We start from the raw sequence: 13,079 nt of genomic DNA on the forward strand, positions 1-13,079 counted from the left end.
GTCTGCGCGATCCTCAAACATCGCGACAACTCCACCGCCGCAGGTTTTACGCCAAGGAAGGGGGCGGCCAGCTCGGGCGATGGCGTGGAAAGCGCCCCTCAAGTGTCAAAGAAACGTGAGACGCGGGGCCAGGCCCCCGCCGATCACAAGCCGAGTTCGGAGTGAGAGCCGATGCGCACCAGGCGCAGCGTGTCGGCGTCGGGCTTCTGGTAGATCAGCACCAGGTCGGGCTTGACGTGGCAATCCCGGTGATCTTTCCAGTCCCCGGTCAGCGCGTGGTCGCGGTGCCGAGGTTCCAGCGGTTGATCGGAGGCCAGCGCGACCAGGACAGGCACCAGGTCGGCATCGAGCGTGGCCCGGTGCTGCCCCTTCGCCTCGCGCTTGTAGTCGCGCTTGAACTGGCCGGTGCGCTCAATCTGCCGCATGCAGATCGGCCATCAGAGCGTCCACGGTGGCGAAGCGCGGCAGCTTGCCCTTGCGGGCTTCCTTCATCGCCTCGATGGTGGTGGCGTTCGGAATCAGCGGCTCGAAGGGCAGCGCCTTGTCCTGGGCAACCTTCGTGAGCAGCAGCCGCACCGCGTCGGACACGGTAAGGCCCATCGCGGCCAAGACGGCCGCCGCTTCTTCCTTGATCGCGCCGTCGATGCGCGTTTGTACGAGCTGGTTTGCAGCCATGATCGGTTCTCCGGTTGGGTTCGTGAATTACATTGTAATGCACGCCAAGGAAAAGGACAAGGTTTAGCGGCTAAAAAGTTTAGCTAAAGAGCTTGACGATTAGGACATTTTGCCCTAATATAGCTCTTGAAGGCCGGGCATTTCGCCCAGGTCAACTACCGGAGAAAGTCCGATGAACACCCAAGAACAGCCCGTTACCGCTTCCCTGGTCGCCGAAGCCCAGCGCCTCGACTTCCTGCCTACTTACTTCGGCCCGCGCCTGATGATGCGCGGCGAGGCCCTGGCCTATGGCTGGCTGCGCCGGCTCTGCGAAGGCTACAACGGCGCGTATTGGCACTACTACACCCTGTCGGATGGCGGTTTCTACATGGGGTCTACATGGCCCCCAACCTGGCGCACCGCCTGGAAATCGAGGTGGACGGCAACGGCTTTCGGGGCGAGTTGTCGGCCGACGCCGCCGGCATTGTCGCAACCCTGTTCACGCTGGGCCAGCTCGCGGCCGAGACCGCTGGAACGGATGCGGCCGACGCCCTGATCGACCGTTATCACTCACTGGCCGCTTTCGCGGGCAGCCACCCCGAGGCGGCCGCGATCTACCGGGCTATTGACTGATGAGGGGCGGCCCCGGCTTCGGCCGGGGCTTCCAGGAGACGATCAATGACCAGGTACACCACTCCCCAGGCCCCGACCAACAGCTACGCGACGGACGGCAAGTGCCACAACGCCGAGGCGGGCACCTACGGCCACGAATGCGGCAAGCCGGCCGCGTGGATCGGAACGAACCACCGAGGGTTCAGCTCGGGATTCTGCGACGACTGCAAGCGGCACGGCTACGAAGCCCGCGATGTGGTCGCGTGGCATCACGTTGACACTTGAGGGGCGGCAGATGGCGAAGAAACGCAAGCCACCGGCCCAGCCGGGCCAAGACTGGAGCGCGCCGGCGGCCGAGCTGCCGGGCGACCGCGACGAGCTGCTGGCGGCCGCCGTGGTCGAGATCGACGCGGCCATCATGCGCGGCGACGGCGCTGCCGCCGAGGCGGCCAGCGACAAGTACGAGGCCATCATCTGGAAGATGAACGGCGGAACGCACGTGGGCAGCATGGCCGACCACGAATCGCCCGGCCAGGTCATCGAGCGCCATTGCGCGGCGGTGCCGGGCGACGTGCCCTTGTGGAGCCAGCGCGGCCAGTTCCTGGTCACAGTTGGCGACATGCGCGCCCTGGTGGAGTACGAGGCCGGCTATGGCGGGCCGCTGGGTGCCCACTTCCAGTTCCACGTCATCGACCTGGACAGGCCGTTTATCTCCGAAACGGGCTACCGCTCGCACTTCGACACGGCGCGGGGGCTCATGACGGTGGACGAGGTTGCGCGCGGCATCCTGGCCGCGCTGCGGGCCGAGAAGAAGCGCCCGGTGATGGTCGAGGCCAGTTACCGCGACCGTCTGGCCGATGATCCCCTGCCCGCCTGGCTGGCCGGCCTGGAGCCGCCGGCGCGGCGCGAGCCGGCGACCGTCACGGTGCCGCCGGGGTTCGTCCTGGTCGATGTGGTGTTGCCTTCGCATCGAGCCTTCATTGCCAGGCGCTGGGCGGCCGAGGCGGCGGCCAAGGTCAAGGCGGCCAGGGCCGCCAGGTCGAACGCCAAGGGAAAGATCAAGGGCGCAGGCCCGGAGCGAGATCCCGCATCGTCGGAACCGACGATGACCTGCAGCACCGTCAAAGCCGACGATGCCGAGCCGGCCCAGGGCGGGCCTGCATCGCCAGAAGCAACGATACCCGGCGGCAGCACGGCGACCTGCAGCATCGCCAGGAATGACGATGGAGGCCCGGCCGACCTGGTGGAGTTCAAGCCCGGCCAGCGGTGCGAAATCGTGAGCGTCCATCATCCGGTGTTCGCCCACTACATCGGCAAGCGCATCATCATCGTGAAGGTGCATCCCGACACCCGCCAGGTGTGGGCGCACGATGACAGGCCGGTAACGTACAAGACCAATCGCGCAGGCCGGCGCGTGGTCGATTCAGACCCGAGCTGCATCCAGTCGTGCTACGGCTTCGACCAGTTGCGGCTTATCACTTGACTAGGAGAACGAACGAATGACGAACGACGCCAATATCCGGCTGGAGTGCTTGAAACCGGCCGAACGATGGACGCAGCCGACCGGGGAGGAAGTCCGCGAGGTGCTGCGCCTGGCCGGGTTCAGCGGCAGCAAGGCCGCGAAGGCGCTGGGGCTGGGCGCGAAGGGCGACCGCACGATCCGCCGCTGGATCGGCGAGGACACCCCGATTCCCTATGCGACATGGGCGATCTTGTGCGACCTGGCCGGGCTGGGCGTGATCTGGAAAGAGGATTGACGCCAAGGGAAAGGTTTTAGCGGCTAAAGTTTAGCCTTCGGATTCCGGTAAAGCGAAAAAAGTTTAGCTAAAGTGCTTGCCAAGTTAGGACATTTTGCCCTAATATAGCACTTGAAGGCCGGGCATATCGCCCAGGTCAACTACCGGAGAAAGTCCGATGAGCGACAACAAGATCATGCCTTGGATTGACGAGCTGGAAGGCGCGGCAGCGACCGACTTCCCGGCCCGCCGTGACGAGATCGCGGCCATGATGGCCGAAGCCGCCGAGCTGGCGCGCAAGGCCGAGGAACTGCGCGGCAAGGCGTACTTCGCCGGGTGTTCCCTGGAGGGCCAGGCCAAGGGTCATTGGTCGATGGAAGCCGTCGAGCAGGCCAAGCGCCGGGCTGGCTGGTAAGAGCACATGGCCCGGTCGGCGACGGCCAGGCCTATCGAGGACGCCAAGAAGGAGTATTGCGTGAACCGAGGCAAGATCAAGGGCGGCCCCAGAAATGACATGCGGGCACCAGGTTGGACGGCAGAATGGACAAGTCGGGATAGCGTGACTTGGGCAGATGGTGGTCGCAATGGGCGACACTGCCTACACCGCACAGCGGACAACGGTTGTTCGGTGCCGCGCTGCGTATGCGGTCATAGACCGCGCGGGCCGCGCCGCTCGTCTTGCTCAGGTGCTCCTCGTAAAGTCCGGTCAGCTCCGCCTTGGTGACACCGCCAACCGAGGGCCGGCGCTCGACGTGGTGGAGCGAAGCCGCTGTAGCGTTCGCATGGTAGGTCACCCCAGAAGCAGCGAGGCTGGCAGCAATTGCCGTCAGGCGGGCCTGAAAGCCAGGATCTGTCGTGGCGCCCAGGCACAGCGCGAACACACTCGCCTGCGTGTCGGTTGGAAGAGGCAAACTTCGCATGTCAGGCCCCCTCGCCTGCCGCGTCGGGTGGAGACGGAGGCACCATGCTGAGTGCGCGAGCCAACGATCGGGCCTCGCCTCCGAGTCGGCCGCCGAATCGCGCTATGGTCTGTTCATATCCGCCTTGTTGCACTGCGTCGCTGATCAAGCGGTGAAAGCCCGTCTGGACAACCTCCAGTCCGAACACCTCGCGGGTGAGGATTCCGACGTTTTCGCCAAAAGTCTCAAGCTCGGGCCGATCGGCGCGCGCAGAGTGGCCCGAGCGGTTGAGCACCCATGCGCAAGAACGGGGCACTTCCTGCAAGACGACCGGCGAGTGCGTCGCGATGATCGCCACGCCGTTGCGGTTGACCAGTAGCTCGCTCAGTGCACGCACGAAGGCGGACAGCAGCGGTGGATACCAGCGGGCCGTACTCGTCGAATGGGCTGAACGAGACCGTCACCAGTCCGGCAAAGTCATGGCCCTTCTTCGGGGACGGATTGACGTACCCAAACGGACCGTTGAACCCGAGAGGATTCAGCGGCCCCAACTCGCCTACCGCACCTCCGTCGCGCGACTGCAGGCCAAGAAAGGCCCGCGACAAATAGTCGAAGCAGCGCGTCTTGCCAACGCCGTTCCGTCCGATGACGACGTGGACGTTGGTCGGTGGACTGGATCGGGCGTGACCTGGAAATCGAGTCGCGGCGGAGCGTCAGAGATGTACGGATCCTGGGGAAACGTGTAGCGAAACGCGAACGCGGTTAGCACGACATTGCCGAGCGCGAGCCGGTGGAAGCGATTGCGCACTCGGTCGATATCGATATCGCGCAGCAGTGATCGCCGCAAAACTTCCTCGGCGGCATATTCCTCGAGCAGTGACGGGTTCCGTGCCATGTCACGCATTGCAAGGAGGTACTCGTCCCGCAACTGCTCGCCAAGTTCGTTGAGCTGTTCGTAGTAGTTCTCGGTCTGACCCATCGAGAACCACGGGGCTTCGAGCCTGGAAAACACGGGATCGAGCAATGCCGAGCTGATGGCAGACTCAGGGGTCATCCCCGCCCTGGCGATCTTTACGTTGCCAATATCGATCCGCCGACGGTCTTCTGTGACTACGATCACATGAAACTGCGTCACCCAGGTGAACCAGTCGTTCCATTTGTCGCGGCCGAGGAGAACCTCATTGCCGTTGCTTGGGGCAGAGGCCGAATCGACGACCCTGAATGACAGCATTCCTTCTCCCTATATTTTTCCAAGAACAGCCATCACGACGGCATCTTTGCCTCCTCGCTTCGATTGAAACACCTCAGCATGGGATGCGGTTTTCAGGGACAAGGTCAAAGTGATCCATTCAGAGCTTCCCTAGAAGTCGAATTCACGGTTCGGACCTTGGGCCACATCGCCCCAGATCCTGTTGGGTAGCTCATGACGACTGAAGAACACCAAGTGGTACAGCGGCCGATTTCCCTCATCGCGCACCAGCGGCATGCGTCGGCTGATCGAAAATCCAAGGCCGCGCACCAGACCGCACCAATAGTCAAAGAACGCCTCGTCGGCATCACCACGTACAAATGCAATCGGGTCGATATGATCCCGCCATCCAGGTGCTGCCGCATCGAAGCGCGCCCGATCCGGGTTGTATTCCATCAGCACGTTTCGCCGCAGATCCATGGTGCTGAAATGAACCGCAAAATCAACAAACTTCAGCCGTGCCAGTTTCTCGATCACGCTGAACGACAGGTACTGGAGGTTGTAGGGATCGAGGTACGCAAGGCACAGGGCGCCCTTCGGAATCATTCGAAACACTTGATCCACCGTGGACTCGGCTGCCCCCGGCAAAGCTGTGGCCGGCGCACCCATTGCCTGCAACCGCTCCGCGCAGGCCGATGCTCGTGACGCGTCCAGGTCACCAACGAAACATGATGTGAAGGCCACCTTGTCGCGCAGCGAGTGCTGCCATGCGACCTGTGCGCCACCAGGACGGGTCATCGTTTCGCCCTTGACCTGAATGCGTCCAGGCCCACAGAACAGATCGACATAGACGCGCTGCTTGAACTTCTCGCGCGCTCTCCGCGTGCCTTCCACATACTTCGCCAAGAAGGTGTGCTTCATCTCTGGAACCCACCTGCCAACACCCTCGCCGGCCCGCCCGAATTCCACCGGCAGATGGGGCAAAGGATCATCGTTGTGCGCGAGGGAAAAACTCACTGCCCACCCCTTTGCGGAGTGCGGAATAGCGCGCCCTGCCGGTTTCGTTCGATCCAATCTGTATCCCGCATGTATCGCGCAAGCCGCCGAACCGCTCCATCCTCCGATCGAATGACGATGTCTTTCTCACCGGACAATCGCTCAAGCGCGTCCTTGTACATGAGCGAGGTGCCCGGGGACGTATTGCAGGTCGAGGCATAAAGCTCGCCGATCTGCACCGGCTGTCCTCGCCCAAAAATATTCTCCGCAAGGTGCTGGGGCAACACATCGGCAGACAGGCTCTGCGCCACATCGTCGAACACGAATCCCCCTTCGAACTCCTGGCGGAACCCCATCATGTGGGTCGCAAGCATGTCAAGGCCCGCACCACCGTAGTGGATGGAATGGTTCTGGTGCTCCCAGTGCACCTGTTTCATCACATCCTGCGCACGCGGATGCCGCGAAAGATGGACAAGCCAGTACTCGCCTTGACCACTCCCTTCGCCACGAATGAAGAATGGCGTGAAGTACTCAGCTCCACAATCTTTCACCAAGGCTTGGTACAGGGCTGCTTGGATGAAGCGCCGCCAATCCGCCGAGTCCTCTTCCTTGATCTGCTCAATCGTCCTTCCCCCCAGCGCCGAGCGAATGTCGACGGCCAGCTTGCTGGAGACCTTGTCCGTGAACTCATCGTTGGTGTAGGTGGCAAAGGCCGCGACATGGAACGTCAGAACCACCTCGCTCTTCGGTGATTCAGCAAATATCTTTTGAATCAGCGGCGCCGGCACATCGCTGTACCCATACTGATCCAGAAAGAAAAGCGCCGTGTGTGCTCGGGGGGTGTGCGCCTCAATCAACCGAAACACGGCTGGAGATGCCGAGGCAAAGTCGTCATGAATGGGCTGCTGCCGGAATTCTGGACACCGACCTAAGCTCCTTGAGCTTGTTCGAACTGTACTGGGCTGACGTAGCCGATCGTCGAGTGCCGCCGAGTCGGGTTGTAGAACCGCTCGATGTAGTCGAACACATCAGCCCGCGCCTCCTCTCGGGTTCTGTAGACCTTGCGCGCGATGCGTTCGGTCTTCATTGAGCTGAAGAAGCTTTCCATCGCCGAGTTGTCCCAGACCTCGCCAGCACGGCTCATGCTGCACGTGATCCCTTGTTCCTTGAGCAACTGCTGGAAGTGCCCGCTGGTGTATTGGCTGCCCTGGTCCGAGTGGTGCATTCGCGCTGCGGGTTTGCCGCGCCGCCAGACCGCCATCATCAAGGCATCGGCCACCAACTGCGAGGTCATGCTGGCCTGCATGGACCAACCCACCGCCCTGCGCGAGTACAGGTCCAACACCACCGCCACGTACAACCACCCCTCGGCGGTCCAGATGTAGGTGAAGTCGGCCACCCACTTCTGGTTCGGAGCGTCTGCCTTGAATTGACGCTCCAGCAGGTTGTCGGCGATCTCGCTGCGCTGGCCTTCGTCCTTGGGCAGACCACGCCGTCTCGGTCTGGCACGCAGCGCCTGCTGCTGCATGAGCTTCTCGACCAGGTGCAGGCCACAGTTCAAGCCGCTGGCGAGCACGTCGCGCCAGACCCGGCGTGCGCCATAGGTCCTGTCGCTGTTCACGAAGCTTTGCTTGACCTGCTTGGCCAGCGCCTCGTTGGTCAGGCTGCGCTGGCTTGGCGGTCGATCCAGCCAGTCATAGAAGCCACTTCGCGAGACACCGAGCGCGTCGCACATCACCACCACCGGCCAGATTCCTCGGTGTTTCGCCATGAACTCGAACCTCACAGTGAGTCCTTGGCGAAGTAGGCCGCGGCTTTTTTCAAGATGTCGCGCTCCATCTTGAGCTTGGCCACTTCACGCCGCAGCCGCTCGACCTCGGCTTGCTCGTGCTTCATCACGCCCTTGCCAGGAAAGGCTTGTTGCGGGTCTGCCGCCAGTTCCCTGATCCATGACCTCAGCACCGTCTGGTGCAACTCCAAGTCGCGTGCGGCCTGCGCCACCGAGACCCCGCGCTCCTTGACCAGCTTGACCGCCTCGACCTTGAACTCTCGGCTGAATTGCCGTCTCGTTCCCATAAACCACCTCCGGTTCCATCTTCCACCTTAACAAGGTGTCCGAAAAACCGGCAGCAGCCCAGAATGACGTGAATGGATTGGCCGACTTGCGCACCGTATCCCCTGTCATGCAAGACCTGCTTCAGGTGCGACAACGCCTGAGCATCCTTGTCGATGAAGATGTACCGCACATCCAGATCGATGGGTTTCGTTCTCTGGGCGTTGACGCGGAGACTGGCCTCCCGGACCGCATCCAGCATGCGCAGCGGAGAACCGAGGATTTCCGTACCCAGCCCTTTGAGCGTATAAAGACCGCCCCCGCAAAATCCGTCCACCAGCGTGATGCGCAGCCGCTCCCGCCCGCGGGCATTGAGCGTTCGCTGCTCGAAGTACCGAATCAGGTAGCCAACCAGCACCTCATGCTTCGTCACACTATGCGGATCGATCTCTGCCGGTCCGTTCCTCCAATCGTAGTGACTCTTTGCCAAGCGAAGCCTTTCTGCGGTACTGAAGTCGATTCGACGCTACACCGTGTTTCCCGTGCTCGGAAACTGATCCCAATGCCGGCCGCCCAGAGACCGGCCAGCCTTGCCTTTTCCGACAGCGGCGAGTTTGATCTCTGAACCATCACGCCTGACGATGTGGATCGGAGTCCGGCCCGTCACGGCGTCAGCAGCTTGCTCTATAGGCGCCCAGTGACCCCATTGCTTGAAATGGAACGCGACGCCGGCTGCATTGCATTGTTTGCGAAGATCTTCAGGCCATTGCGGATCCATGGGACGCGACCCTGGCCCTGACTCGCCGCCAGCGATAACCCAATCCACACGCGTGCCGCCCTCCCGTGCCTTCAACCACTGGCGCAAATCCAGGGGCCCGAGCAGAGGCTCACAGGACAGGAACCGGACTGCCGGCGTCTCGAACTCCAGAAGGTACTTCAGCCGTTTGCCTGCGGCATCCTGGTTTTCGACGGTCGCACCCAGCCAAACGTTGGATGGCAGTTCATAGCCCTTTGGCAGTTGCTTGCGCACCAGATGGATTCGCTTGGTCAGAAGCAGCCAATCAAGATGGGGCGTTGCCGCGATGAGGTCCAGAAGGCGAAGCCGATGCGGCACCAAATCCTTGCGGTTCTCGAACACGTCCGCCATGGACGCACAAAACACGCGCCGCCTGGTCTTGCTCTCCCGGGCCTCCCGGTCCCACTTCAGGGGCTCCTTCCAATGCGCATCGCCAAAAAAACGCCGCTCCGACTTCGCGCCCCAAACGTCTTCCCCGAGGCGCTTCGCCCAGGTTTCGGCATAGCAATGGTCACACGCATCGGACACGCGCACGCAACCCCACCATGGATTGAAGGTGTGGTGCGTCCACTCGATGCGGGTGTCTTTTCCCATTGTTCACTCTCTTGGTGCATTGTAACAATGCACTGATTTTTTGTACAGTATCGACATGCAGACATGGGAAGGCACCGAATTCGGAAATTGCCGCATCAAGCCCTCGCCCTCTCACATGACGTCAATGTGTTGATGGATCCTGTCCAGCAGCACCTCGAAGTCAGGCTGCCCCTGGTAGTACAGCGCGGCTGTCTTGCGATATTCCTGCGCAAAGCGCTGACGCTGATCGGCGTCGGCCAGCAAAAAAGCAGGATTGCGGGCAATGGCCTGGTCATCGCCGGTTCGGAACCGCTGCGCCTTGCGCTCCTGGTAGGCCGGCGTCCTCATGAAGGCCTGGACCTCATCCAACTCCAGTAGGCAGTACACGTCGTAGTAATGCCTCAGGAAGTTGGCGGGGAACGCCTGGGCTTCATCGAGTCGGCGGTACTTGGTAGAGATCGTCTGCAACTTCTCGACGAAGGTGTGCGTGGGCGCATAGCACGGCACGGCCACCGCGCGGTTGTCCCCCGCCGCGACCCCGCGCTCCATGGCTACATCCAGCGCCCACGACGAGATCGTGACGGGCCGGTTCGGGGCGGTGTCATCGAATCCGAGTTCCAGCAGGATGCCGTCCTTGACGCCAGTAAGCGCCGGGACACGCGGTACGTAGATCAAGCGGATGCCTGCGCTGCGCATCTTGTCGTCGTCGAACTGCATGTCGCGCTCCACACTGTCGATACCCGGAATTTGGATCTGTTCGGCCAGGGCGTCGTAATACGCGCGCCGCGATTCGACATGCGCCGGCTTGTCCTGGTTGCGCCCCGTCTTCACGTCCATGCCAGCGGGAGGTTCAATGCGGATGTCGATGTCTTCGGAGAAGCGGTGGATGACACCGAACCCCTTCGACAAGGACGTACCTCCCTTCAACTCGAACTGAAAGCCCTGCGCCTGAAGGCCCCACAGGCAATGCATGATCCAGTAGTCCTTCTCGACCAGCACGGGATCGAGGCCGTGCGAGTCTGCGACCACCGACAGCAACTGATCGAAGTCCGCTCGTTCGTGCAGGAATTCAGCCACCCACCCACTCCCGCAGACGCTTTCGCGTGGCCACGCTGCCAAAGCTGTCGGCTGCGCGCTGCAGACGGGTGGGATCGAATGAAGGCAGCTTGCCACGCGCCTGCCGCAAGACCGCATCACGGTCCTCCGCCAGTTCGTCCAGGTTGTTCAGCAGATCCACATACAGGAACTCCGGCGTCAGCTTCCTGGGAAAGCGCGGCTTCATCCTGAAGTCGAACTGCCGATTGCCGAGCTTGAAGAGGCCGTGGCGTTTGTGGTTGTAGACCAGCGTGCGGTTGTAGAGCTGGGTCGTACCCAGACCCACGGCGTTGTAAGCCGAGGGAGAGAACACCAGGAAATCTTTGTCGCGCAGGAACCCGCCCACCACTTGCTCATCGGCCGGCGGCAGTGGACCGAAACTGGACTGCTTGGGTGCGTGGTACAGGCCTTGGGCAAGCTTCCTCAGCTTTCCAGTGGCCACCAGTTCACGCAGATGCCGATCCACTGCCGTGGACAAGCCTGCAAGATCCTCCCTCCGGTAAACGCGCCCGGCTTGCAACTCGCCAGCGAGGTGGGCAGCCCCGCCTCGCAAGGAGACAACAGGAGATTGGGCAACGGCAGGCATGGCTAGTTTTTCATTGAAATTTCATGCATTTTACCGCTTTTCCGCACTCCGCAGCCAACGGGGGGCAGCCCAAGCGCGGCTCGGACACCGATGCCACCGTGATTCGCCCATCGATCCGGACGCTTACCGGCTGGCTTCGCATCGCCAGCGCCGCCGATCTTGGGCACCGCAGCCATACTGGAAATTCCCCTGCTTGCATTGCGCAAGCCCTCCCGGCCCAGCCGGGCGTCGCAGTCGTCACCTGCCTGAGAAAGGACAGCCGCCCTTTCGCTTCATATCCCCCTGGGAACACTGCTCCCGTGGGGAGGGTGTTCCCGCTTTTTCTGGAGATCACCCTTATGTCTCATCGCCATGCCCCCGCATGTCCCCTCTGCTCAGGTGAAGGTTCGCTGCTCGGCACGCTGGGATTGCGTACCTGGTTCCGCTGCCGCCAGTGCGGCATGGACTTCAGCCGCACCCGCCGTCCGAGACGCCCCGCCCCCGTCGCAGTGACGACGTCACTGGAGCGGCCGGCATGAGCCGCCATCTCCTGCACCTGCTCCGCCAGGGCCGCAAGCTCACCGTGGTGGCCGGCTACGACCGGCCTCTGCGTGAGCTGTACTTGCACGTGATCCACGACAACGATGCGGATCCCCATCAGGAGGAAGCGTTCGTCTACGACAGTCTGGGCGACCCTGGCCTGGATTGGAGCGACATCAACACCGTGGCCGACAAACTGGCGACCCTGGGCATCGAGCCACCCGCCAGCCTGATCGAAGGCATCTTCCTGGATCAGTGCTTCAACGTCGGCAACCGGGTTGTCGAACACCACTTCGACCGGCCTTCGGTCGTCCTGCACGCAGGCTGAATACCCAACGCGCGCCCCGAGACCGCCGACAGGCCGCCAACTGTCCTTCCTCACCAGCGGTTGCCTGATTTTCGTCAGCATCCTGGCGTGCGACCGGGCATGGCCGAGGTCGGCGCCTGCGCATCCCTGACCATTGGCGCAGTGACGGCGCTGCGACGCCTGTTCGTCACCACGGTGCGGCCCCAGCCGCAACGGCTGGTCGCCCGAAGCATCGGGTGGATGCCACGGCATCTGCTTTTCCAATCCAACCCGGCGGGGCTCGCTCCGCTGGGGGGCGGGTTCTGCCCCAACCCTCAAGGAACCCGCCATGAACGTGACCCTGAATGCCGAGCAACGGCTGTACGTCATCCCCTGCGGCGATGGCTACACCTGCCTGGGCTTCGACAACGCGCGCAGCCATGCCGACCAAATCGCCGCCCGGCTGCAACGGCCTGACCTGGCCTTCGCGACCAGCGACCACGGCTCGCTGGACGGCTACGCCAAGTACCAGGCCGCCATCGCCGCATGGGGCCGTTCACAGCTGACACTGCAGACCTACTTCGACCCGGGCACCGATCCCAAGGCGGCCCGGGCGCTGGAGATCTGTCGCCGCGATGGCTGCAAGGTGCGGCTGGTGCAGGGCGACACCGCTACCGGCCGCTGCTGGCTGGACGAGCACGATGTGGTCGGCCGGATCGGCCGTTCTGGCGGCATGATGAAAGTGCCGTTGCTGATCGAGGCCGGCGCCGATGGCGGTGGCACGGCCATCTTGACGAATTGCCTACTGCGCCTGATCGACTGGGAATCGGGCCGCGACCTCTACCGACACCCGGTCTATCGCACGCCCGACCTGACGATCCGCAAGGATCGTGACAAAACCGACAGGCCCTGGCAGGTATTGCATGACGGAACCGTCGTGGCCTGCTTCGCGGATATCGGCAAGGCGGGCGGCTACCTCGCCTTCATGTGCGGCGAGATCGTCGAGCCCCGTGTTTTCCAGTGAAGCCTGAACCGCAGGTCGCACGGCGGACCCCGAGATTCCCATCTCGGGCTTCGCTGTGCGC

At 62.5% G+C, this 13,079-nt stretch carries 18 protein-coding genes and 1 pseudogene; 7 read left to right on the forward strand and 12 right to left on the reverse strand.

From position 1 onward, the window contains the following. Nucleotides 1-143: 143 nt before the first annotated feature. Both DTPSY_RS10815 and DTPSY_RS10820 read right to left on the reverse strand, forming a co-directional pair. Nucleotides 144-425, reverse strand: a complete 282-nt coding sequence (locus tag DTPSY_RS10815) for a type II toxin-antitoxin system YafQ family toxin (protein WP_015913622.1) — start codon at nt 423-425, stop codon at nt 144-146. Beyond that, the gene (locus tag DTPSY_RS10820) at nt 412-675 is read right to left on the reverse strand and encodes a type II toxin-antitoxin system RelB/DinJ family antitoxin (RefSeq protein ID WP_015913623.1); all 264 of its coding nucleotides are present in this window, start codon (nt 673-675) and stop codon (nt 412-414) included. Before DTPSY_RS10820 ends, DTPSY_RS10815 begins: the two co-directional genes overlap by 14 nt. 172 nt (nt 676-847) lie before the next feature. Here DTPSY_RS10820 and DTPSY_RS18840 point away from each other — a divergent pair. The 5 genes and pseudogenes from DTPSY_RS18840 (at nt 848) to kleA (ending at nt 3,417) form a co-directional block, all read left to right on the forward strand. Next, a pseudogene (locus tag DTPSY_RS18840) lies at nt 848-1,287 on the forward strand (antirestriction protein). A gap of 45 nt (nt 1,288-1,332) precedes the next feature. Further along, on the forward strand, nt 1,333-1,551 hold the full coding sequence (locus DTPSY_RS10830; protein ID WP_015913624.1) for a hypothetical protein: 219 nt from the start codon (nt 1,333-1,335) through the stop codon (nt 1,549-1,551). 10 nt (nt 1,552-1,561) lie between these two features. Next, the gene (locus tag DTPSY_RS10835; protein WP_015913625.1) at nt 1,562-2,749 is read left to right on the forward strand and encodes a hypothetical protein; all 1,188 of its coding nucleotides are present in this window, start codon (nt 1,562-1,564) and stop codon (nt 2,747-2,749) included. A 16-nt stretch (nt 2,750-2,765) separates the two neighbouring features. Further along, nucleotides 2,766-3,023 (forward strand): transcriptional repressor KorC, encoded by a 258-nt coding sequence (korC, locus tag DTPSY_RS10840; RefSeq protein WP_015913626.1) that lies wholly within the window; start codon nt 2,766-2,768, stop codon nt 3,021-3,023. 157 nt (nt 3,024-3,180) lie between these two features. Further along, a complete protein-coding gene (kleA, locus tag DTPSY_RS10845) occupies nt 3,181-3,417 on the forward strand; it encodes a stable inheritance protein KleA (RefSeq protein ID WP_015913627.1) in 237 nt (78 codons plus the stop codon). Between the two features lie 76 nt (nt 3,418-3,493). On the opposite strand, the gene DTPSY_RS18145 is transcribed toward kleA, so the two are convergent. From DTPSY_RS18145 to DTPSY_RS10885, 10 genes are all read right to left on the reverse strand, one after another. Then, nucleotides 3,494-3,922 carry a hypothetical protein gene (locus tag DTPSY_RS18145; protein ID WP_238526524.1) on the reverse strand — a complete coding sequence of 143 codons (429 nt, stop codon included), beginning with the start codon at nt 3,920-3,922 and terminating at the stop codon, nt 3,494-3,496. Nucleotide 3,923: 1 nt separating this feature from the next. Further along, the gene (locus DTPSY_RS18680) at nt 3,924-4,298 is read right to left on the reverse strand and encodes a hypothetical protein (RefSeq protein WP_238526525.1); all 375 of its coding nucleotides are present in this window, start codon (nt 4,296-4,298) and stop codon (nt 3,924-3,926) included. Nucleotides 4,299-4,457: 159 nt separating this feature from the next. Beyond that, entirely contained in the window at nt 4,458-5,132 is a 675-nt protein-coding gene (locus DTPSY_RS18685; protein ID WP_238526526.1) for a hypothetical protein, read from the reverse strand. Nucleotides 5,133-5,261: 129 nt separating this feature from the next. After that, on the reverse strand, nt 5,262-6,107 hold the full coding sequence (locus tag DTPSY_RS10855; protein ID WP_013722619.1) for a three-Cys-motif partner protein TcmP: 846 nt from the start codon (nt 6,105-6,107) through the stop codon (nt 5,262-5,264). Next, entirely contained in the window at nt 6,104-6,985 is an 882-nt protein-coding gene (gene tcmP, locus DTPSY_RS10860) for a three-Cys-motif partner protein TcmP (protein ID WP_094766847.1), read from the reverse strand. Before tcmP (DTPSY_RS10860) ends, DTPSY_RS10855 begins: the two co-directional genes overlap by 4 nt. Before the next feature lie 29 nt (nt 6,986-7,014). After that, nucleotides 7,015-8,111, reverse strand: a protein-coding gene (locus DTPSY_RS10865) for an IS3 family transposase (protein ID WP_350303896.1) whose coding sequence is annotated in 2 segments (ribosomal slippage) — nt 7,015-7,901 and nt 7,901-8,111 — 1,098 coding nt in all. Because the reading frame shifts where the segments join, the coding sequence is not laid out codon by codon here. Next, nucleotides 8,042-8,572, reverse strand: coding sequence for a three-Cys-motif partner protein TcmP (gene tcmP, locus DTPSY_RS18150; protein WP_350303897.1), 531 nt, complete (start codon nt 8,570-8,572; stop codon nt 8,042-8,044). Before tcmP (DTPSY_RS18150) ends, DTPSY_RS10865 begins: the two co-directional genes overlap by 70 nt. Before the next feature lie 93 nt (nt 8,573-8,665). Then, the gene (locus DTPSY_RS10875; RefSeq protein ID WP_013722621.1) at nt 8,666-9,529 is read right to left on the reverse strand and encodes a DUF5131 family protein; all 864 of its coding nucleotides are present in this window, start codon (nt 9,527-9,529) and stop codon (nt 8,666-8,668) included. A gap of 111 nt (nt 9,530-9,640) precedes the next feature. Then, entirely contained in the window at nt 9,641-10,585 is a 945-nt protein-coding gene (locus DTPSY_RS10880; protein ID WP_013722622.1) for a nucleotidyl transferase AbiEii/AbiGii toxin family protein, read from the reverse strand. Then, a complete protein-coding gene (locus DTPSY_RS10885; RefSeq protein WP_013722623.1) occupies nt 10,578-11,189 on the reverse strand; it encodes a hypothetical protein in 612 nt (203 codons plus the stop codon). The genes DTPSY_RS10880 and DTPSY_RS10885 overlap by 8 nt, the downstream gene beginning before the upstream one ends. Before the next feature lie 514 nt (nt 11,190-11,703). On the opposite strand from DTPSY_RS10885, the gene DTPSY_RS10890 reads away from it, so the two are divergent. Continuing rightward, nucleotides 11,704-12,036 carry a hypothetical protein gene (locus DTPSY_RS10890; protein ID WP_013722624.1) on the forward strand — a complete coding sequence of 111 codons (333 nt, stop codon included), beginning with the start codon at nt 11,704-11,706 and terminating at the stop codon, nt 12,034-12,036. Between the two features lie 307 nt (nt 12,037-12,343). Beyond that, complete coding sequence (locus DTPSY_RS10895) at nt 12,344-13,018, forward strand: hypothetical protein (protein WP_013722625.1); 675 nt, start codon at nt 12,344-12,346, stop codon at nt 13,016-13,018. Nucleotides 13,019-13,079: the final 61 nt, after the last annotated feature.

The sequence above is a fragment of the [Acidovorax] ebreus TPSY genome (assembly GCF_000022305.1).
In the GTDB taxonomy this organism is placed as follows: domain Bacteria; phylum Pseudomonadota; class Gammaproteobacteria; order Burkholderiales; family Burkholderiaceae_C; genus Diaphorobacter; species Diaphorobacter nitroreducens.

What these genes read in the sequence shown, in the direction of transcription:
- korC (WP_015913626.1), top strand. Translation starts at nt 2,766, where the DNA reads ATGACGAACGACGCCAATATCCGGCTGGAGTGCTTGAAACCGGCCGAA.
- DTPSY_RS10885 (WP_013722623.1), bottom strand. Translation starts at nt 11,189, where the DNA reads ATGCCTGCCGTTGCCCAATCTCCTGTTGTCTCCTTGCGAGGCGGGGCT.
- DTPSY_RS10835 (WP_015913625.1), top strand. Translation starts at nt 1,562, where the DNA reads ATGGCGAAGAAACGCAAGCCACCGGCCCAGCCGGGCCAAGACTGGAGC.
- DTPSY_RS10875 (WP_013722621.1), bottom strand. Translation starts at nt 9,529, where the DNA reads ATGGGAAAAGACACCCGCATCGAGTGGACGCACCACACCTTCAATCCA.
- DTPSY_RS10895 (WP_013722625.1), top strand. Translation starts at nt 12,344, where the DNA reads ATGAACGTGACCCTGAATGCCGAGCAACGGCTGTACGTCATCCCCTGC.
- DTPSY_RS10815 (WP_015913622.1), bottom strand. Translation starts at nt 425, where the DNA reads ATGCGGCAGATTGAGCGCACCGGCCAGTTCAAGCGCGACTACAAGCGC.
- DTPSY_RS18145 (WP_238526524.1), bottom strand. Translation starts at nt 3,922, where the DNA reads ATGCGAAGTTTGCCTCTTCCAACCGACACGCAGGCGAGTGTGTTCGCG.
- DTPSY_RS10830 (WP_015913624.1), top strand. Translation starts at nt 1,333, where the DNA reads ATGACCAGGTACACCACTCCCCAGGCCCCGACCAACAGCTACGCGACG.
- DTPSY_RS18685 (WP_238526526.1), bottom strand. Translation starts at nt 5,132, where the DNA reads ATGCTGTCATTCAGGGTCGTCGATTCGGCCTCTGCCCCAAGCAACGGC.
- DTPSY_RS10890 (WP_013722624.1), top strand. Translation starts at nt 11,704, where the DNA reads ATGAGCCGCCATCTCCTGCACCTGCTCCGCCAGGGCCGCAAGCTCACC.
- DTPSY_RS10820 (WP_015913623.1), bottom strand. Translation starts at nt 675, where the DNA reads ATGGCTGCAAACCAGCTCGTACAAACGCGCATCGACGGCGCGATCAAG.
- kleA (WP_015913627.1), top strand. Translation starts at nt 3,181, where the DNA reads ATGAGCGACAACAAGATCATGCCTTGGATTGACGAGCTGGAAGGCGCG.